Genomic DNA, 23,600 nt, shown 5'->3' on the forward strand with positions numbered 1-23,600 from the left:
TCATTCAGTGATATTACATCGATAAGAATATCATTGAGAAAGGCATTTTGTCAAAAGTAACTAGAGATTGTTCATATTTGCATAAAGCTATTGAAATTAATTCATATCTGAATACAGGGAATGAGATTTTAAGATATTAACTATTACATTTTATAGAGGCCGAGAGAGGATAAAATGAAAGTATCTGTCAGCACTTCAAAAGTAAATGGTGAGGTTTTCGCACCACCATCAAAAAGCTATACTCATCGTGCAATCACAATTGCCGCACTGTCCGATGACTGTGTGATCCACCGCCCCCTCATGTCAGCCGATACACTTGCAAGTATTCGTGCAGCAGAAGCATTGGGAGCAAGTATTGAGAAATATGAAGATAGAATTCATGTTAAAGGAGTGAATGGTAAACCTCACGTACCAAACAACATAATAGATGTTGCAAACTCCGGAACAACACTGCGTTTTATGACAGCGGTATCAGCACTTACAAATGGTGTGACCGTACTTACAGGAGACAGTTCCATCAGAAACAGGCCAAACCAGCCTCTCCTTGATGTCCTGAATAAACTTGGTGTGGAAGCATATTCTACCAGAGGAAATGGCTGTGCACCTATTGTAGTTCGTGGAGGGCTGAAAGGTGCCATTACAACAATTGACGGATCCATCAGTTCACAGTTCATATCAGCACTTCTTATTGCATGCCCATTGACCACTCAGAGCACAACACTTTCCATTAAAGGTGAGATGAAGTCAAGACCTTATGTTGACGTTACAATGGAATTGATAGAACAGGCAGGTGCAGAGATCCTTGTAGAAGAAGGGAACACCATCAAGTTCATCATCCCTGCAAATCAGAAGTACAACCTGAAAGAGTACACTGTCCCCGGAGACTTTTCTTCAGCTTCATACCTGCTTGCAGCTGCTGCCATAACCGGATCAACTGTTACTGTGAAGAACCTGTTCCCATCAAAACAGGGAGATATAGAGATCATTGATGTCCTTGAACGTATGGGTGCAAAGATATCATGGGACAAAGAGAATGGAATAGCTCAGATCACAGGCAATGGCCTTAAGGCAACGATCTTCGATGCCGGTGCGACACCTGATCTTGTGCCAACTATTGCTGTTCTGGCGGCATGTGCCGAAGGAACTACTGTGATAGAGAATGCAGAGCACGTCCGTTACAAGGAAACTGACAGGCTTCATGCAATGGCACTCGAACTTACCAAGATGGGGATTGCTGTTAAAGAAGAGCCTGATCAGCTTATCATCACAGGTGGTAAACTGAGAGGGGCTGAGCTTCACGGATGGCACGACCACAGGATAATAATGGCACTGACCATTGCAGGAATGGTTGCCGGAGACACTGTGATCGATACTGCTGAGGCCGTGGACATTTCATTCCCAAATTTCTTTGATACAATGAAAGAATTGGGTGCAGAAGTAGAACTTATCTAAAGTATCAGATTTTATTTACAAAAACAGCATCAACATGAGTTTTGTTTCATGTTGATCTGAACACTTTTTTAATTTATATTTTTGTAATCTGTTACTGAGCGCAAATTAGGTTTTAGGCTTTGGAATTTGTGCTTAAAAATGTGACATGGTATATTTTCCGTCATCAAGCACCAGCTCAAAATCAAAAGTACATGATATTGGACCTTCGATCACAAGCCCTGTTGAAAGTTTATTTTCATCCGGCACCCATAGACCGGTGGAGTTATCCAGCCTACCTTTCTGGAAAACAATGGTTTCACCATCAAGGTGGTAAAGGTTCCTTGCACCGTTTTCATACTGACAGATAATGGTATTGTTCTCAACGATCCATAAACTATCACTGAGATTACCATTTGTATCTGAATCCGGGTCTACGCCAAATGCCAGAAATCTTACATCTGGCAATGATAGTTCAATACTACACATCGAACCCTCCGGCGAGGTCATATCCTGAATGTTCCTGGCGTATCCGTCCTGTATAGCCTCGAGCTCCAAAGCAGCAGAATTTATCTGCTTGCTGTCCTTAGCCCCAGAGTAAACTGGTGCCATATTGTTCCATGAGAAAGCCATAAGGAAAATAATAGCCCCTGTTATGGCAAGATAAAATACCAATTTTAAAGGAACAGTATCGATACCTCTGGTATCCCTGAAAAAAGAACTGTTTTCAACCCCCACGTTTTTCACATCCCTGTATCAAATCAATACAATGCCAATACAATATAATTCAAAAATTAGCCTTGTGAATCCAGCCACTCTACAAACTTATCAACAGCGCGCCTGCGGTGTGAAACCTTGTTCTTGAATTCATCACCAAGCTCTCCAAAGGTCTTCCCATTGTAATCGAATATAGGGTCATATCCGAAACCACCGGTACCGAGTTCTTCAAAGGCAATCTTACCCTCAACAGTTCCTGTAAAGGTCAGCGGTTCGGCTCCTGGTTCACAGTATCCTATAACTGACTTGAACACTGCAGACCTTTCGGTTTCACCTTCCATTATCTTAAGAACCCTCGGATTACCAAGGTTCTTTTCCACAAAAGCAGAATATGGCCCTGGAAAACCATTGAGCACATTAATGAAGAGTCCTGAGTCGTCCACCATTACAGGAAGTCCAAGTTTGTCAGATGCCCATTTAGCACCATAGGCTGCAATAGGTTCAAGGTCATCTTCCTGAAGTTCAGGATATCCATCTGTATTCTGTATAACCTCAAATCCCCTGGCAGCAAGTATATCCTTGACCTCTCTGAACTTTCCATTATTACCTGTTACAAAAACGATCTTACGCATATCTTCCCCTCTTCTCTATCTCTTTTACTCTTTCAAGCACTTCATCAGCCTGCGCGAATTCTTTCCTGTATCCACGGCAGAATGCAGCTATCAGTCTTTCATGGTCCCTGTGTGTACTTTCAAATGTCCTGAAAAGGACATGTACATCTACACCGCGTGCTTCGACACTGCTCTCAAAAAATGATAGACCGAAGTCTATCATGTAAATTTTATCGTTGGAAAGTATGAGATTGGATGTTGTAAGGTCACCATGAATAATTCCGGCTGCATGTAATTCCGCAACAAGGATACCTATCTGCTCACTGAGATCATCATCAATGACATGTTTCAGTGCAATTCCATCGATGTACTGCATCTTTATTGTAGAATTCTCAATATCATAAATTATAGGAGTTGGAACACCGGCTCTTCTTGCTTCGGATATAAGCCTTGCTTCGGCTTTTGTCCTTTCCTTCCTGATACGCTCATCAAGTTCTTTCAAGCGATAACTCTTCGGAACCCTTTCCTTGATAAGCACACCGTCCTCAACCCTGACGACAGCCTCGGCACCATTTGTAAGGTTCATGACTGCCTCACTTCCTCAAAGTCTCTAGGAATCCATGTTACATCAACATCATCCGGCCTGAAATTCGGGTTCACATGCGAGTTCTCAACGTCGATCACATTGCCTGAATCATACATCAGGAGTCCAAGATAAGCTATCATGGCACCATTGTCACCCATGAATCTCTTTTCAGGAACATAGAAATTAGCACCGCGCTCGTTACACATGATATCAAGCATTTCCCGAAGTCTCATGTTAGCACCGACACCACCTGCAAGAAGCACTTCATTCTTTCCCGTATGAGCAAGTGCACGTTCGGTAACCTCAACCACCATTGCAAAAGCAGTCTCCTGAAATGAATAACACACATCTTCCATAGAATTATCTTTGAGTGCTGCTGTTGCTGCGGTTGAAAGCCCTGAGAACGAAAGGTCCATTCCCTTTACAACATAGGGAAGTGGAATGTAATTGGAAGCATTTCTGGCGAACTGCTCTATCTGCGGTCCTCCCGGATGTCCAAGACCTGCACTGCGTGCAAACTTATCAAAGGCATTTCCAAGTCCTATATCAAGTGTCTCGCCAAAAACCCTGTATCGTCCCATTCTGTAAGCCAGCACCTGTGAATTTGCACCACTGACATACAGTGTGACCGGATCAGTTGCCGGAGTTTTCCAGCGGCCAACCTCAACATGGGCAAGGCAATGATTTACACCAACAAGAGGAACATCAAGACTTATTGCAAGCATTCTGGCAGCAGTAGCCACTGTACGCAGACAGGCTCCAAGTCCCGGACCCTGCGAGAATGAGATTGCATCGATATCAGATGCATCGACTCCTTTCTGCTTTGCTTCCTCAAGTACTCCTTTTACCACATAGGAAGCATACTTTGCGTGGTGCTGGGCAGCTTCCCTTGGGTGTATCCCGCCGGTTGGAGGCCTGTACATGTCGGAAACCTCCGCAATTACATCTTTCTCATTAACGATGGCAGCACTGAGATTCCACGCAGTACCCTCAATGCCAAGCACTGTTCCTTTCAACTTGATATCTCCGGCGCTAAATGGGATGGAGTTGAATATTAATTTTGCTGTTTCCTTATGAATACAGATACGACACTAAATATTATCAGTGTTACAATACCTGATATTGCAGGTGTACTTTTGTCTCCTGTATTATTTTCCGCATTAACAACTGTTTTTTCACTGCCACTGTCATTGGATGAACCTGCATTTATTTGCTCGTTTGTTACATCTTGTTTTGTACTGAGTATGATTGGAAGGTCTGCAGTTATGGCAAACGGCGAGAATCCAGGAGTACTTGACTCAAAGTAATAATAATCCTTATCCTCCCCGGTCCGTTCAGTATCAAGCTTAGTCCATACGTCTTCACTATAGCGATTGAGGACTATAGTGCCAATGTTGACGTTATTATCATCCACCCATTTTTTGCTTACCATAAAACCAATCACGGAATCCTTGATATTATGCTCTGTGGCATAACCTGTCTTTCCGACCCATATATTCATGTTCTTATATACCAAACCAGGAGCAGCTTTATCCACAAGTGCAGACGAATTTTTCAGCATTTCTATTGTCACACTTATCTTACCTGCATTCTTCAGTGAAGTATAGCGGACATAATCAATCACATTCTGGTCTTTGGTGAAATCAAAATCTACCTGATCATTCATTCCTGCATAGACAGAAAGTACGTCCTTGAATGCAATGTTATCCACATTCTCGCCGGTGGAACCACCTCCACCACCTCCTCCACCACCGGAAGGAGTGTTTGTAGGCGTTACAGCGCTCGTTAAAACTGATGTGTTATACCAGTCACCCGTATTTCCTGCGTAGTCAACCGCACGAAGACTGTAATTGTAAAGAGTGCTGGCACTAAGTCCCTTATCTGTCATTGAGGAAACAGAATAGTTCCCAAGAAGTGAAGCATTCTTCCAGACTTCCACATGATCAGTATCAATTGATGAATTCCATACAAGGGTGACAGTTGAAAAAGTACTGGAATTTGTCACACCGCTAATAGCTGGTGATGTATTATCTTCCAGAGGAGCATAAATGCTTAGATGGGTTATATTTGCAGTAACGGTATGTGCTGTACTGTTAACGGAACTCCTGTAAGGAACCCATGAACCTTCATCAGGATCATACCATGCAACTGCAAGTTTGGCTGTGTTATTTACACGATATGGATCATATCCAAGTGTTAGTGACACATTTCTGCCAAACTGATATGAATAATTCAGATCAGACTCATTGTAGACCTTTATATCAAGAACAGGGCCTGACAATAAAGAACCATTTCCAGGTTCTGTTCCTCTTACAACTGAAGCAGAAATATTGCCCGGATTTGAAGATGTTCCACTAATATTGAAATTGAACATCGGATTGCTCACATTGGAATCTATTCCCGGAACATTTACAGTGATCATTTCACCTGAACTTGTATCCACAGTCTCCCCAAGACTTAGGTATATTGTAGTATTTGAAGCAAAGTAATCATTCTGAGAATTATTGTACATGGCACTTACATTTACTGTACTTGTTCCGTTTGAAAGAGGAACATTACTTATATTAAAGATCCCACCAGACACAGGCTCTGAATAATTGGTCAGTACACCGTTAACATAAACTGAAACATTGGTTGCAACTCCTGCTGTTCCATTTAGAGTGAAACTGTTTTGCGGGAGGTAATAAATATTATCTGATGCGGGTGAATCAATATCTACCGGATCTGTAAACACAGTAAAGTTCAGAGTCGTTGAATTGATGAAACCTGTTACATCCTTGGCAAACAGCGTGATATTGTAATTGCCTTCACTGAGTTCTATGCTTGTATTGAAGGAATAACCTGAATCCAGCGTGGAATTCGCTCCGCCATCAATATTATACCAGAAATTGCACAACTTGGTATTGCTGGAATTGATTACAATGATGTTGTCCTGTATCACTGAATTTTCCAGAGGACTCTGGACAGTGAGTATATTGTCCTCAACACTGACATAGAATTTCCATCCGTAATTCAGTACCTCATCAAGATCAGTAAGTGCACTCACAGATACATTATGGAAACCTTCGGAATATGGCTGAGCGGTCAGATTTTGAATACTATATCCTCCTGATATAGCTTCCAGAGAATATGATGCAGGCGAACCATCGATGAACATGCCTATGGAACTTGAGTTTATTCCATCAGTATGTGTAAGATTCATGTAGACTTCAGTACTTGCATTAGTTGTATAGGAGTTATGCGCAGGGTACATAGAGATATTACTGAGTTCACCGTACGAAACCACGAGTGAGAAATTCTGCGGACCCTGTGGGACATTTGTTCCATTAACTGTTATTGTGTAAGTACCTGCAACTGGCTCCAGCAGTTCAACGCCTTCTACATTATTAACTGTATCAGGAGCACCGTTTCCATAATAGGTTCCATCCGGCGCATCCACAATAAGATCAAGATTGTTCACAAGTTGCGGATCAACATTAGCAGTTCCCGGATAATCTGTCCATACAAGTGTTATTCTTAGAGGTCTTGATGTATGGAGTATATCATAACTTACATTCCATGATTCACTGTAATTCAGAGGGATGTAATCATAGTACCTCATGACAACAGGAGACTCAGGATATATAGAATTCTCAATGTCAACACGTCCCCATCCCTGTGAATAATCAGGTATTCCATCAATTTCCTGGTCAACACCAATTCCATATTGGCCCGGAGTCATGTTGTATGCTCCATTTATTATTGTAGCTTTAAGCAATGAAGCACTTGGATTACTGACGTTTTCAACATCGGTATAATATTCCCTGACAAGTGCTGCGGCTCCTGCTGTAATTGGCGTGGACATGCTGGTGCCACCCATATAAACATAATTATCGTCAATTATCCCCCATCCAGTCATGCTTCCTACAATGCTTGATCTTGTAGATGCAATGAAAGTACCTGGAGCAACAATATCCGGTTTTATCCTTCCATCGTTTGTTGGACCCCGGCTGCTGAAAGCAGCAATTCCGTTGCTGTTGTCTGCCATGTAATCTTCATATATCGGAGATACAGGATAATTATCAGACCATGCAAATCCCCAATACAAATATTTGCCTATTCCAAAAGTATTTCCTCTTTCATTCTCTGACGCACCGACAGTAAGACAGTTCTTGGCAGTTCCTGGCGATCCAATCGAATCCAAATCTATTACTCCATCGTGATTGGAATCAACTCCTGAATTTCCGGCAGAGAAAAGTATAAGCATATCCTGATGTTCCCACATGAACTGGTCTATCTGCATAGAGTAATCTGTATAAACTCCATTTTGAGAAGAACCCCAGCTATTTGTGTGAATTCTTGCTCCAAGGCCATATGCCGCCTGAAACAGGACATTAAGGTCATCTGGAAGATACAAATACTCAGTATTGTCACCTACAGACTGGAATACCAGTTCAGCTTCAGGCGCCATTCCACTGTACTGGCCGCCGGAGAGTGAACCATTTCCAAGTACCGAGCCTGCGACATGGGTTCCATGTCCCAGGTAATCAGCGGCATCTCCATCGTATGTATCAGTGATGTTCAGTATCCTCCCCCTCAGATCTGCGTGCATTGAACCATCATTCACACCTGTATCTAACCCGGAATCACAGACAGCTACTATCTGTCCGCTACCATTCAGCCCATATGTTTGGTGGACCGTAGATACATTAATGATACCTACCGCAATATCGTTGTTTACTTTTGGCTGGATGTATTCCTCTATCCAGCTTATTCCTTCGATAGCTGATATGTTTTTGATCTGATCAGCTGATGCCTTGATCCTGATGATTTTTCCGGAACCGCTGAGAACTTCAATTCCCTGAGCTTTAAGAGAAGCTACGATTTTTGCATATTCGTCTTCAGAAAAGAGGGAGACATGATACATTGAAGTTTCTTCAGTTCCAAAGGATAAAATACCTACATCATTACTGCTATCACCTATTTCAGGATCATATTTATAAGAAGGCTCATATTCACCTACCCATTTAACAAAATCCAGCATTTGAACCTGGTTTTTGATATTTGCATTCATTTTCACAATAAAAGCATTATTAGGAACATAACTGAAGATCTCCACACCTGTTAAGCTGATCTCCTGCTTCCACTCATCTCTAACAGGACCAACAAACTGAACAATATAATAGTATGCTGAATCATCCGAAATAGTTGAAGACATGGACAATACTCCATTTTGAACATCCATTGTATCAGTTGTGTTTACATGTCCTGCTTTTAAAAACAACATGTCATTATTTGTAAGGTCTGCATTGTTTATACTTGCAGATACCGTTATTGATGAAATGAAAAAGATCAGGATCAGATTGATCAGAATCCTATTTTTAGTGTGCATAAGCCATCCTCAATATTATTCAGAATAACTGAATATTATAATTAATACATTTATATGTATTGCACTATAAATTATATAGTTATATTGAGAGGATAGTTGAGAACATAGAAAAAGAAAAATTACTGCTTCCTATGTAGGAAGCAGACAAAAGTAAGTATCAGGAACGATATCAGGCCTGAAACTGCATTCAAGGTATTTTCCGGTTTAGTTTGTTCTGCCGTAAGATTTGACACCGGTTCACTGTCATCCGGTGAGAATTGAGAATCTACCGAATTAAGACTACTCTCAATAACCTGTGTTTCACCTGTAATAGCAAACGGTGAGAATCCCGGAGTTGTGGCCTCGAAGTACAGATAGTTGGCATCTGAATCGGTCTGTCTGGTTGAAAGTTTACTCCAGCCTCCGTTATATCTGTTAAGGACTATGGAATCCGGATCAATATTATTATTCTCTATCCAGTTTCTGTCAACCCTGAAACCTATCACAGGATTTGCTATGTTCTCCTCAATAGCATAGCCGGTCTTTCCTACCCAGATATTGATGTTCCTGTAAACAATTCCAGACGGAAGAGAATCAACAAGCGCCGATTTATCCACCAGAACCTCGACTGTTACTGATATGCTCCCTGCGTTCTTCAGTGACCTATATTCAACATAGCGGATATCACTGGCTGCATTTCTGAACTCGAATACAACATCCATATCATTTCCAACAAACATGGAACTGACATCCTTGACTGCTATGTTCTCGAATTCCTCTGTGGTACCACCACCACCGCCTCCTCCTCCGCCGCCACCGGCAGCAGAGCTTGTAGTAACTGCACTTACTGTGGTATTGGTCACTGTGATTGAAACGTTGAGATTATCATAATAGTGGCTGTCAGTAACTGTGAAATTAGCATAATAATTTCCAGTCTGGTTCTGCATCGGAGTCCAGTTGAATAAAAGGTTTGTAGCATTGAACTCTGCACCTTCAGGTATACTGTCAGCTGAATAAGTCAGATTATCATTGTCAATATCAGTTGCATTCAAAGTGAACCGGAGGTCCTCATTTACCAGAACAGTTTGTGCTGATATAGTATTAAACTGCGGAGGAGCGTTTACATTAACTACTCTTATGCTGACATTTTCATAATCAATTAGACCATTTGCAATGGCTGTAAAATTAATGTAGTAGTTTCCTGAATCATTATAACCAGTCACCCAATGGAAATTACCGGATTCAGAATCAAAAGTGGAATTACCTGGAAGAGCAGATACCGAATAGGTTACCTTATCTCCGTCAGGATCACTTCCGGTGACTATGAAATCAATAATTTCAGTTTCATTTACTATGACATCATCAACAGGATCAAGTTGCACAGGCCTGTCAACGTTAAGAACTGTGATTGTGATGGTTTCTGAATCTTGAAGACCATTAGCTGATGCTATGAACTCAACATTGTAGTTTCCTGATGTTCCATAACCGGATGTCCAGACAAACTCGCCGCTTGATGTATCGAAAATAGCATCCTGAGGCAGGCCATTTGCTGAATATATTACTGAATCTCCGTCAAGATCTGTTGCAGATATATTAAAATTAAGAGTTTGGTTCTCACTAACCGATTTACTTCCAATTGAACCAAGTACCGGTGCTCTATCGACATTATTTACTGTGATGCTTACATTCTGAGAATCTGTAAGTCCATTTGAGATTGCAATGAATTCTACATCATAGATACCTGACTGATTGTACAATGGAGTCCATGAAAATTCACCTGTATTTGAATCAAATGTTGCTCCTTCAGGCATATTATTTGCGGAATAGGTTATTGTAGCCGGTCCATCGGGATCCGCAGCAGAAACAATAAAACTCAATAAATTGTTTTCATTAACTTCTTTGTTTCCTATAGCTGAAAGAACTGGACCTCTGTCCACATTCAAAACGGTTATTACTATTGTTTCAGAATCACTAAGCCCGTTAGCTGATGCAATAAACTCTACATTATAAGTTCCTGCTTCATCATATTGTGGATTCCAGCGGAATTCCCCGCTGCCCGTATCAAGGGTAGCATTATCAGGTAATCCATTTGCAGAATAACTTACTGTATCATTGTCAGCATCTGTTGCTGAAATAGTAAAGCTGAGAGTTGAATTCTCATTCACGGTCTTGCTGCCAATTGTTTCAAGTTCAGGTCTCCTATCAAGGTTTATTACATTTATTGTAATAATTTCCGAATCAACATCCGTGTTGTCGGTTACATTGAATTCAATATCATAAGTTCCAGCATCACTATAACCTGGATTCCAGGTGAAAGTATCGCCACTAAGAACACCAAAACTTGCATTTGTGCCAAAAGTAAGTGTGTCATTATCAGCATCTGTTGCCGATAGCTCAATTACCAGAGGATAGGATTCACTGACAGTCTTATTTCCAATAGGTAAGAGGACAGGAGCAGTGTTAGATGTCTCCGCATCAACTGTGAAATTCCATGAATAGGAGAACTCCTGTCCGGTTTCTGTACTGGCTGTTACAGATACATTGTACTCACCTGTTTGATAGGAGGAGGCACTGTTGTATATAATACTGTACCCACCTGTTATTGGAGTGGAAGTAAATGATACAGGAGAATTATTTATTTTCATGACGATAGAATCATAATCAACTCCCTGCGGATGGACAACATCGGTAGAAACTGCAATGTTCTTGCTGTCAGCCTGTGTGCCGGGAGCAGGGAATTCATTGTTGTCACAGGTGAACGAAGCTACAAGTGCGAATGGTTGTGTCCCACCCATGCTAACGCTGTGACCGTCAACAGTAAAAGTATAATCATCATCCGACACACTACTCAGTTCTATTCCTTCAACATTGTTGATGCGATCCGGACCGGAACCATCATTGCCATAATAAGTATCTGAAGAATCTGCAATGGTGAAGTCAAGATCATTTACCAGTGACTTACTTGCGCTTGCAGAAGCAGGATAATCGGTCCATACAAGAGTTGCCCTTAAAGGTTTACCACTTTCAATATAATCATAAGTATGAGTCCATGAATTACCGGTACTCAAAGATTCTCCATCATAATATGCTGTCACTTCTGGATAGTCTGCCATTATTGAATTCGCAACATCGACACGTCCCCAACCCTGGGAATTATCAGGTCTTCCTGTTATTTCTTGATCAGTACCTTCACCATACTGTCCCGGAGTCATATCGATTGCACCATTAATGAGAGTAGCTTTAATAAGGGCAGCACTCGGAGTTGCTACACTTTCCATTTCAGTGTAGTACTCTCTGACAAGAGCAGCAGAACCTGCAACCAGTGGTGCTGCCATACTTGTACCACCCATGTATGCATAATTATCATCGATCAGTCCCCATTCATACCAGCTAATATAACTGGACCTTGTAGAAGCTATGAATGTACCCGGAGCTACAAGGTCGGGTTTTATTCTTCCATCATCCGTAGGGCCTCTGCTGCTAAAAGCAGCTATACCATCAATATTGTCTGCTTTTGTATCCTCAGATATAGGAAGCGCAAAAGAATTACCGTAAGTGTAGTTAATAATCTCAGGCCTGTAATTCTCTGATGCACCTACTGCAATGCAGTTCTTTGAAGTTGCCGGAGGCGATGTCGAATTAATATCAACCACACCATCTTTGTCAGAATCAGTTCCTAAATTTCCTGCTGAGAACAATATTAGCATGTCAGGATGTTGCCACATGAACTCATCCACCATTCTTGAAATAGAAGTATAATCACCCAGATTTGAGGTATAGCCCCAGCTATTGGTATGTATCCTTGCACCTTGAGCATATGCATCCTGAAAAATAGATTCAAGGTTTGTAGAACTGATTACCATAGTGCCATCTGTTTTTTGAACTGCTTCAAAAACTAACTCTGCCTCTGGCGCCATTCCCTTGTACTGACCTTCAGACATTGACCCGTTTCCCAGTACGGAACCTGTAACATGAGTACCATGTCCACCATTGTTCCAAGCATCTGCGTTATCGGCTGCACCATCACCTGAAAAATCAATTATATCTATGATCCTGCCTGAAAAATCGGGGTGCATTGAACTATCATCTACACCAGTGTCAAGTCCGGTATCACACACAGCAATTATTTGCCCGCTCCCATTAAGCTCAATGTCATTGTGTACTGCATCTACATTCAATATTCCCGCTGCAACATCATTAAAAAGAACAACTTCTGAGTATTCCTCGATCCAGGAAATACCTTTTATTGATGCAAGAGATTGAAACTGGTTTTTTGGTAGAACAATAGTTAATATTCTGTCAGAACGACTGATGACATCACCGTTGATATCATTAATAGCTTTGGCAATTTCCCCGGCGTTTTGGGATTCAAAAAGAAATACATTTAATATTATAGTTTCAATCTGAATTTCATTTATCGACATTTGATTCTCATCTGTTTCCAGACTGAGATCATACTTATATTCAGGTAAATATTCCCCAACCCAGCGTACAAATTCAAGAGACTCGACCTGGGACTTTACGGTTTCATTCATCTTCAGCACAAAAGTATTATCAGGAACATAATCAAAAATCTCAGCACCGGTTGTTTCCACCGTATCTTTCCACTCAGGCTGCACGATACCATCAAACTGAACAAGATAATATGTGTAAGAACTATCCGCAACTTCACTATTTATATTGACAGCCATCACATCAGGCTCAGTGACATTAGCACCCGTTTCCAGATCCGTATCTATGTGGCCCGCTTTCAGAAAGATTATGTTGTCATTGTTTGCCGAAACAAGAGGTATAAAAAACAATAAAATTATGAAGATGAATGCAATTTTTTTCCTATCCGTCATGTATTCATTTCCTGTTTTTGTGCTGGGTATAAAAACAATAGAAGAAATATTCACCATAGTATGTAATTGATAAATATATTCAAACAAACTTGTATATAAAATACAATGAATATGTAAAAAGTAGTATATTTATATATAATATATAAACACCGTGCGACATTGCATAAGTGTAAAAATAAAATTTAGGCGCTTCTTAAAAAGCACCAGAAGTCTTCAGAATTTTCTTCTTTTCCAGAATCCTATGTACACAACCCCTACTGTACCTAGAACAAATACAGAAGCTATTATATCCGAACTTGTAGCTGTAAATCCACTATCGGTGGATGTAGTTACAGTTGCCTCATTTGTCATCTCATAACCTTCAACATAGTTATCAGGAGTGGACTTTGTAGAATCCTGAACTGGTGTATCAGCATCAAGACCAGCTCCCCCAGAATCTGTCATCGTGCTCTGGTTCGATGATCTGGACCCTGATACCATAGCTCTTTGGACAGAGTTTAATGAATCATCTTTAACTTTTGCTGAACTTGTGTCAGGCTGTTGCTGAGTCTGGAATTCATTTCTTTGCGTTGCATCGAACATCTTCGATTTGTATGCATCTATTACCTGTTGACTGACTCCCGCTGCTGCCATGTTACCCTGAACGAACTCATCCAGCAACGGATTACCACATGTATGGTGGCAGCATGTTGCCCCATTATCCGCGACCGATTCCATATATTCATTCACAAGGTTGTTGACAATATCGTCTGAGAACTCAACATAGCCTTTACGATAAGCTTCCAGCATCCTACCGGTCATTGACTGATAAGCACCAGGGTTGTTTGCATTGAAGAACTCCCTCATTTCATCGTTTATGTATGTGTTATACACGGTTTCCCACATACTATCATCAACAAGATCCGGGTTAGATACTTCCCATCCCCATAGATTGTCCACAAATTCAGACATCATTCTTGCACCGGCATAATCAGATGCCATCATACCTTCTATCCATTTATCGTTGAGATATCTGGAACGCAGGTTCGTAGTCAGATACTTTTCCATGGTAACCATTCCACTATTAGCAGAATCCCTTGTATCTGAAACATACATCTCCGGTGTCTTGCCGGATACATATCTGGTTGCAAGGTTGAGACCTCCGAAGTACTGGAAGAAATCATCATTGTCCAGTGTATCGTAGAGGTTGGATGAATCTGAATGCACTGAAGCATCAACATTCATAAGGTTCTGTCTGAGAAGATCCGAACACTGCTGACCCCAGAGTTCTGTTCCATAGGCAAATCCCATCTTACTAAGATAAAGTTCTCCTATCTGGGCCTCGTCATCCCATGTACCACTTGCTTCTATTGCATTGGAAATACCTATCTCATAAGTTCCATCCATTACAGCAAAGCAACGCATTGTTGAAACTTGGTCAGCAGTCTCATTATCATAACCGGCTTCAATCAATGCCTGTCTGATTGAGAGTGTACTCTCGTTAACATAGTTGCTATAGTTTCCAGCCGGAGCAGTGTTTGCAAGTCTTACAGCCTCATCTATCATCTTTATCTTGTCAGGGAATGCATCTCTCATTCCTGCGGTTGCATAGACGACATCAATACGAGGTCTTCCTGGATATTCACCATAACTTGGTGCAAGCTCTGACTCGTTCATTAATGTAAGACCGATTACCTGTTTGGAAGTATCGTCCCATACTGGTTTTACTCCAAGTAGGTATAACATCTCAGCTTCAAGGGTTCCGTGATCTCTTATGAATTCCACACCGAACCTTGAAAATGATACTTTCTGTGGATATTCTCCATATTTATCATAGTAATCCACCAGCAGATCCTCCGCAAGTCTGGAGCCAAGATCCCATGTTGTTGGTGATGGATAAAGTCTTGAATCTACTCCATAGAAATTGCGACCTGTTGGTACAGAATCAGTATTCTGTATCGGGTCTCTTCCAGGTCCTGGTGGGATAAAGCCTGCACTTAAAGCATCAAGTACCCGATCAAGCTCAGTAGCTGATACAAGAAGGTTATCCCTATGTATGATCCCATTTTCAAGCAAAGAAGTAATTGATGAATCATTATATCCATATATCATATCCTGTGCCTGTGAAGGAACAGTGTTGTTGGTAACAACTTCCCATACAAGCCAGTCGATCTTTGTATCGTTGAATGGTATTCCAAGAGGGTACTCATTTGTATCTGAATAGAAAGTGCTGGATACCTGAGTTTCAAAGCTGCTTCCAAGCATTGACCTTACCATTACAGACATCTGGTCATCCACCGGACCACTTGCATTCATCGGTGGAACTTCTCCTAGTATATGGAAACCATATGGTATGTTCTCCTCAGAGATCTCTTCCAGATATTCGTGGAGTACATTCTTTACAAAAACCTGGAACAGAGTATCGTTATTCCTGTAGGTCTCAACCATGCTTTCATTCACATCGAGATCATTATCCAAATTGAGTTCTATCATCTGATCAAGTATTGTTTCTCTGTAACCGTTCCTGACCTCATCTGTTATTGCAGGGTCATAGTAAACCTGGATATTTGCTGCAATATCAGCCATATCACCATGAAGACCTCCGCGTTCAAGAGTTGGTGTAAGGTGGTCTATGATCAAAGCGTTTCCACGGTATTCTGCTGTTAGTCCTTCGCCTACGTTGGCTACGATATATGGATAAATGTTTGGCAGATCCTGCAAAAGAAGTGGTGCCCAGTCTGCTGTCCTGTTCATACCATATGCAAGTCCAGGAAGCCATTCGTGTGTACCGTGGGTACCAAGATGGATAATTGCATCAGGATCCCAGTCTTTGTTAAGCCAGAGATAGAATGCAATGTACTGGTGTGTAGGAGGAACAACGGAGCTGTGGTACAGCACGTTATCATTCTGAGTAGAACCACGTGCCGGCTGTGGCATGAGCCATACATTTCCACACTGGACCGCCGGGATTACAATATATTTGCCGGTTTCATTTTCCCACATCATAAGTTTTTTATCTTCCGGGAAATCATCTGCCCAGGGTTCTCCCCACTCATTTATTACATCATCCCTGAGGTTTTGTGGGAGCTCAGTTTCAAACCATTCTTTATACTCATCCATTGGTATGAGTTGAATTCCCCACTCAGTTCGATTGTTCACCATTTCTTCAAGAACTCCTGGTGCCCAGGAACCTGCATTTATTCCCTGCTCCATGATCATTTCCTGAAGAACTGTTTTGTTCTCCGGAACATTACTCAGAATGTAATCACTTTCATTCATCCTGTTAAGCAGGTTCATCATACTGGACATGGTATCCAGGTAACTTGCTCCTACATTGTCCTTACCTGATGGATAGTTGTAATAGATAATACCAACTTTTTTGTCTGCATTGTCCTTGCGCTTGAGTTCGGTCCATTTGATGGCACGGTTGGTCATCCAATCTATCTGTGCAGCATTTGGCTTATACTCATAGACACCATATTCTATCTGTTTACTTTGTCCAAGTACAATATATTCAAAGATACCGTCAATGTTCGGACTGACTGTTTTCCTTACAGCTTCTTCATTAGAGATTCCCCTGTTAGCATCTGCAGGATCTCCTGAATCCGAATCTGCAACCATACCTTTCAGAACAGGAACATCTAGATCTGTCAGCTCAGTTAGGCCATATCCCTCATACATGCTTACATCCATTCCAAAGCTCTTGAGAGATATCATACACTGAACCAATGGTTCCCCGTTTTCATCACAATAGTAGCCACTTACATTTAGGAATGTGTCAAAACCAGCTATAACATTACAACCCTTGCTTTCAAGATCATATATCAGGGCGTTGACAACTTGTGTGTTACCGTCTTTGTAATCAGATTTATGGAACCATATTCCAACACTGGGTTTAGAAGGATCGTATGTATAATGTTCGCCATTTGATTGGTTCTGGTACCAGTCCAGATATTCAGCTGTAGTATCAAACCAGTAAGCATCTGCATCCGGGTGATAAAGACCCTGGGGAAGTATTACTGGTGCTTCACATGCCCAGCTATCTGTAAGTGAAGGATGGTTACCATAATTTTTTGCAAGATATATTATGAAATTTTCAGCATTCGATCTCAGAAACTCTTCCTTCATTCCCATATTGAAGAAGTATTTTTCATCGTCACTTCCGTAGGGTTCACCACCACTGAAGTCATAATCATAGATAGAGGTATCAATATAACTTGCAATATTCACAAGAGTAGTCCCGCTGGCATTAGCCTTCTCCATTTCATCAGAGAACTCTGCATATTTAGAACCCCATAGCATGTAGGTGAATATTACATCCTGATTGCTAAGATCAATAGCACTCAGGTTATTCTTTGTTGTAAAATATTGAACATTTATACTTTCACTATACACATTTGCATTTTTAGCATAATCGATCACTTCTGCATCATCATAGGTGATGAGAGTGACATTCACATGATTTTCATCTGCCACTGCAATTGTTGTTAATGATAATAACAACAGTATACTTGCCAATAATATGGATCTTATTTTTACTTTCATATTATCCCCCGAAATATTCCTGAACAGGCGAAAACTCCATAATTTCATCATGTTCGGATCTAAATCGAATTCACAAAATCTGTTGAAACATGATTTCATCTATTTATCAATAAAATCCTGTACCAACAGGTAAATCAGTGTATTATTTTTCCGAACCACCGTATATTAAATCGTATTATATATTAACTCAAAGGTATTGATAGTAATATATAAATTAATACTTATGAGTTTTAAAACTAACACATGGAACTCATATAAAAGTTTCGTTTTGAATTAGCAAAAAAAAAAGAATGGCACTTTTACAAGAAAAGTACCAAAACCAATACTTCAGAATTTCCTTCTCTTCCAGAATCCCAGATACATAGCTCCAACAGCTCCTACAACAAATATTGATGCAAAAACATCCGAACTTGAGAATGAAGGACTGTTCGTACTATCGGTATTGGTTACCGTTTCCTGTGTCATCTCGTAGCCTTCGATATAATTATCAGGAGTTGATTTTCCTGAATCCTGCACTGGTGTATCATAATCCGTTCCTGCTCCTCCTGTCTCGGATATCATAGTCTGGTTTGATGCACCGGCAGCCATAGCTCTTTGGACAGAGTTCAGAGAGTCGTCCCTTGCTGTTATTGAACTGGTATCAGGTTGCTGTTGTGTCACAAACTCGTCCCTCAGGGTAGCCTCATACATCAATTTATTGTATGCTTGCTGCATTTCAGGAGTGAGTCCTGCTGCCTGCATTTGTCCGGCTACGAAGTCAGCGAGTTGTGCATTACCACATGTGTGGTGACAACAGGTAACACCATTTTCAACCACCGATCTGACATATTCATTGACAAGATTATTCAAGGTATCATCTGAAGTTGTCCAGCCACCTTTCCTGATAGTTTCGATCATTCTGGCAGTTACAGACTGATATTGATATGCGTTCTCTTTCAGGAAGTCATCAACACCTATATTCTGTGAATCCCGGATAAGTGTGTCATATATCTTGTTCCAGTCCGAATCGGAAACCAGATCAGGAGTTGTTGCTTCCCAGCCCCACATATACTCAACTGCTTTCATCATCTCCCTGGCACCAGCATAATCATACTCCATCATACCGTTCAACCAGCTTGGATTAAGATATCTGGCAGTAAGCTCTTTACTGAAGGCTTCTTGAAGAGTAATGACTTCAGGATTATCCACGCTTGTAAAGTCTGCAACAAACAATGAAACGTCAGTTCCACCAAGTGACCTTATAGCCAGACCAAGTCCACCAAGATACTGATAGAAATCATCATTGTCGATCAGACCATAGAGGTTTGATGAATCACTGTGTATAGCTGCATCCACATCGACAAGATTGAGCTTGAACACATCCTCATAATTGTCGCCCCACACATCCGATCCATAAATATTTGACATTCTGGAAATGAACAGATCAGCAATCTCGGATGAATTCTCCCATGTATCACTTGCTTCTACTGCAGATGTTACACCGGTACCGTATGTTCCTTGGGCTTCACTGAATATCCTTGCTCTTGAAATGTAGTGTGCAATGCTTTCATTGTAACCCAGTTCAAGCATAGCATCTTCAATTGCAAGTGAATTCATTCTCACGTAATTTGTCTGATTGGTCTCATTGAGATCAGCAACCGTACGAACCGCATTATCCATTAGTTCAAGCTGGAATGGGAATGTATCACGGTAGAGTCCGGAAGGCACAAGAAGAACATCAATTCTTGGATGGCCAAGTTCTTCAGTAGAAATTACTTCAAACTCCCCATTAAGCCTGCCTGAAGTTCTCTTTGGTTTTACACCCAGAAGTTCGTATATCTGAGCTTCCATGAGACCTTCGTGACGCATTGTTTCAACAGACCACAGAACAAATGACACCTTGGTCGGATATTCGCCATTCTCTGTGTAATATGAATCAAGCCATGCTTTTATCACTTCACGTCCTTGTGCTTCTGTTTCCTCATCAGGGATCATTCTCTGGTCAAAACTATAGAAGTTGTTTCCAGTTGGTAACGCACCTGGGTTGCGGATCGGATCGTTTCCTGGTGCCGGTTCAATGTATTGGGAATTAAGAGCACGCAAAGTCTGACTGATCTCACGGGTTGTCTGTTCCAGATTATCAGCATATTCTAATGCAAGTTCAAGATCTGCTGTGATGGTTGTGTAGTTATCACCAAACAACTCTATCTGTGCAGTAGAGACATTTACTTCATCAAGCAATGTTGCATTCAATAACAATGTGGCATCAATACTTGCCTCTTCTTCCCATTCTTCCTGGCTTCCACTAGTCTTTGGAAGAATATCATAGATATGATCTGTGAAATCATCACCAAGCATTGACTTGACCATTGATACAAGTTTGAAATCCTCAGGTGCAACACCAAAGATATGCAATCCATAAGGCATCAGCTCAGACTGTAATTCATGCAGATATTCATGGAGTACACTATCCAGGAACGTCTCAAACTCATCATCTGTCATGACAGATAATTCTTCAGTTGAAACCCCAAGATCTTCACCAAGACTTAGGTTATCATAGAGTTGTATGGTACTGTTCCTGTAAAGCTCCATCATAACGGTATCACTGTCGTCCTTTGCATCATGATAGTTATGGATCTTATCATGCAGTGTCGCAAGGTCACCATAAAGTCCGGCTTCAACTATCGGAGGTGTCAGGTGGTCAATAATTACTGCATTACCACGACGCTTTGCCTGTGTACCTTCACCAACATTATCCATGATGTACGGATAGACAACAGGAGTTTCTGCAACCATGATGGATGGATAATCATATCTCCACAGTCCCACTTCATTACCAGGCAACCATTCCTGAGTACCATGTGTACCGAAATGAATGATGGCATCTGCATCATAACCATTGTTGATCCAGAAGTATGTTGCAAGGTACTGGTGTGTTGGTGGAATGGAGTCATTGTGATAAATGAGTGACTCATCAGAAAGACCTGCCCTTGTTGGCTGTGGAATGAAATTGATGTTACCAAGCTGGATCGTTGGTATGACAAAGTACTCACCGCTTTCATTTTCATAGGTCATGATATTTCCAGGAGCTTCACCCCATGTATCTTCAACCTCTTCACGTACACTCTCTGGAAGTTCATTGTACCATACAAGATAATCATCCACAGGAAGTAGTGTAACATGACCGCTTTCAACAACTTTTTCCAGTTCTCCGGGTGCCCATGTTCCAACATTCCTGCTGGTTATGAACAGATCAATGAACTCGCTTCCATTTGGAATTGTATCATTTCCAACATCATATCCGGCTGATCTCATACTCTCCAGAAGCAGTGTGAAACTTGAACCAATATCCATGTAGCTGGCACCAATGTTGTTCTTACCACCTTCGTGGTTGTAATAAATGATGCTTACCTTCTTGTCAGAATTTGACATCTCGCCAAGTTCTGCCCATGCAATGGCCCTGTCACAGATCCATTCGATCTGGTAATCCAGAGGTTCGTAGTAATACTGCTCCGTTTCTTCATCCTGTTCCCTTCCGGCAATCCAGATGTAATCAGTAAGACCATCAATTTCTGCTTGTGTTACCTGCCATGGTATACAACTAACACTCAGTCCCTTGGTGCTGTTGATGTAATCATCTGTTGTCTGATAGTAGTCCTGCACAGCCTTCAAAACCGGAACGTTGTAAGTTTCCCGGAGATACTCTACACCTTCTTCCTGACTACCATAGTTTAGATAGAATCCTTTCACAGAAATGATGGAATCCACCAGTACATCTCCATCTTTGAGGAAGTAGTCAACATCATCAGTACACACTGTATATGTTGTGTAAATAACATTGCATCCTTTTGATTCAAGACACCTGATAAGTGCATTCTCGGAGTTGAACTCAATTTCGGTCTGACCAAATTTGCCCCCTATTATTCCGATAGTAGGTGCTGATTCATTGTAACCGTGATCTGCATACCATTCCAGATATTCCGTACTGTCTGAGAATATTCTTGGGAATGCATCCGGATGATAGATGCCATCTGTTGGAATCTCTGGTTCTGCCGGGTCTGCAGATTCTATGTAAACATTACCAAACATAGCTCCGACCCTGCGGATCCAGTTCTCCATATTGTCGTAACCATCATTATATAGATAATCAGTAAGTATTGAATATTGCTCACTTGACATATCAAAAGTTGCGATACCGTAGATATCTGCGAGCATTCCGAAAGTACCGATCTGTGCTCCGTTGGCCTGTGCCTCAAGAAGATCATCTTTTATCAGTGGAAGCTCGTTTGCTCCAACCATGTAAAGAATAATTACATCTTCATTCGAAATATCAATAGTACTATTAATGGCCTCTTCACCATTCATGACATTAACATTGAATCGGTCTGTGATTATTTTCCTTTCATCCAGTATTCGATTCAGGTAATAAGCACTGGTATCACGATTTATGATATAGGTCACATTCATCTTTGGCTGGATTATCTCCGGTGTGAAGGTCTCTGTTGTCCATAATCCAGTGAATTTCTGCCCCATTTCCTTGAGCATATTTTCCATGTTGGTCTCGCTGCCCTGTATCCAGAACCTTTCGATGTCGGTATATTCATCTGAATACATATCCACATTTGTCAGAGTGATATTCTCAGAAAGATTATATCCAATAACATTTGCACCTGCACCACGTGCAGCATTGATGCTGATTCTCCAGGTGTCATTTACCAGATCCTCTTCCTGTGATTCAATGAAGATGACGCCATAGTTTGAGAAGTTGAAATCATCGGGAACTTCATCTGTAGAAAGGACAGTTGTATTGAGCTGTAGGTCGATATCTTCTGTTGAAGCGGCGGTAATGAGTGCATCTTTGTTGAAGTCCGTACCAAGGATGAACAGGAATTCTTCATAGTTTCTGTTTGAAGTACCCCAACTGTCTGTAATCTCTGAATGATTACCATATTCCTTTGCAAGATAGATCAGTAGGTTCTCAGCGTTCTCAAGTCCCTTACCTGAAGTATCCAGGTTGTTGAAATAAACAGCTATCGTATCATTTGCATCAATATTATTTGAATCTTCATAATATACCCTGTAATCAAAATAAGTAGGTACTGTTGGAATTTTTGTCTTGATGCTCAACAGTGAAGTTCCGGAGTCATGCGCAGACTTTAGCGAATCATTGATAAGTTTATAGGCATCACCGGAAACCATACTACAGAATACAACGTCCTGTGTTTCAAAGAAACCATTTTGTGCAGCTTCTATCACATCATCATTTACACATGGGTCTTTAGAAGAATCATAGTAATTAATGTAAGTGTAATCTATGAGATCACTATATGGATTTGTCTGGCTTGCAATTTCAAGTGCGTCACTTGGCTTATATGCAATGTAAGTTATGTTTATTTTTTCGTCTTCCGCTGCAGCAACACCTGTTAGTGCTGCCATCAACAATATACTTAATACCAATATCGATTTTATTTTTATTTGCATGTTATCCCCCGATAACGTGTGATGACACTCCCAATTCTTGCTTGGCGGCTTTTTGGGAGTGTCTTAATTTTATCTAGTCC

At 41.1% G+C, this 23,600-nt stretch carries 9 protein-coding genes; 1 reads left to right on the plus strand and 8 read right to left on the minus strand.

The annotated features are described in order from the left end of the window. The first annotated feature begins 174 nt into the window (after window positions 1–174). Entirely contained in the window at window positions 175–1,452 is a 1,278-nt protein-coding gene (gene aroA / locus BLP52_RS00925) for a 3-phosphoshikimate 1-carboxyvinyltransferase (protein ID WP_091707888.1), read from the plus strand. Window positions 1,453–1,584: 132 nt separating this feature from the next. On the opposite strand, the gene BLP52_RS00930 is transcribed toward aroA, so the two are convergent. From BLP52_RS00930 to BLP52_RS00965, 8 genes are all read right to left on the minus strand, one after another. Beyond that, on the minus strand, window positions 1,585–2,166 hold the full coding sequence (locus BLP52_RS00930) for a hypothetical protein (protein WP_091707890.1): 582 nt from the start codon (window positions 2,164–2,166) through the stop codon (window positions 1,585–1,587). 56 nt (window positions 2,167–2,222) lie between these two features. Further along, window positions 2,223–2,777 (minus strand): XTP/dITP diphosphatase, encoded by a 555-nt coding sequence (locus BLP52_RS00935; RefSeq protein ID WP_091707892.1) that lies wholly within the window; start codon window positions 2,775–2,777, stop codon window positions 2,223–2,225. Further along, complete coding sequence (locus BLP52_RS00940; RefSeq protein ID WP_091707894.1) at window positions 2,770–3,342, minus strand: Kae1-associated kinase Bud32; 573 nt, start codon at window positions 3,340–3,342, stop codon at window positions 2,770–2,772. Before BLP52_RS00940 ends, BLP52_RS00935 begins: the two co-directional genes overlap by 8 nt. Then, window positions 3,339–4,358 (minus strand): bifunctional N(6)-L-threonylcarbamoyladenine synthase/serine/threonine protein kinase, encoded by a 1,020-nt coding sequence (locus tag BLP52_RS00945; RefSeq protein ID WP_091707895.1) that lies wholly within the window; start codon window positions 4,356–4,358, stop codon window positions 3,339–3,341. Before BLP52_RS00945 ends, BLP52_RS00940 begins: the two co-directional genes overlap by 4 nt. Window positions 4,359–4,396: 38 nt before the next feature. Further along, complete coding sequence (locus BLP52_RS00950) at window positions 4,397–8,713, minus strand: PGF-pre-PGF domain-containing protein (protein ID WP_091707897.1); 4,317 nt, start codon at window positions 8,711–8,713, stop codon at window positions 4,397–4,399. Window positions 8,714–8,832: 119 nt separating this feature from the next. Continuing rightward, complete coding sequence (locus BLP52_RS00955) at window positions 8,833–13,536, minus strand: PGF-pre-PGF domain-containing protein (RefSeq protein WP_162272915.1); 4,704 nt, start codon at window positions 13,534–13,536, stop codon at window positions 8,833–8,835. 213 nt (window positions 13,537–13,749) lie between these two features. Beyond that, window positions 13,750–18,060 carry a cobaltochelatase subunit CobN gene (locus BLP52_RS00960; RefSeq protein WP_238380672.1) on the minus strand — a complete coding sequence of 1,437 codons (4,311 nt, stop codon included), beginning with the start codon at window positions 18,058–18,060 and terminating at the stop codon, window positions 13,750–13,752. 327 nt (window positions 18,061–18,387) lie between these two features. After that, window positions 18,388–23,520, minus strand: a complete 5,133-nt coding sequence (locus BLP52_RS00965) for a cobaltochelatase subunit CobN (protein ID WP_091707900.1) — start codon at window positions 23,518–23,520, stop codon at window positions 18,388–18,390. Between the last annotated feature and the right edge of the window lie 80 nt (window positions 23,521–23,600).

Origin of the sequence: Methanolobus vulcani (assembly GCF_900100715.1) — an archaeon.
Classification (GTDB): domain Archaea; phylum Halobacteriota; class Methanosarcinia; order Methanosarcinales; family Methanosarcinaceae; genus Methanolobus; species Methanolobus vulcani.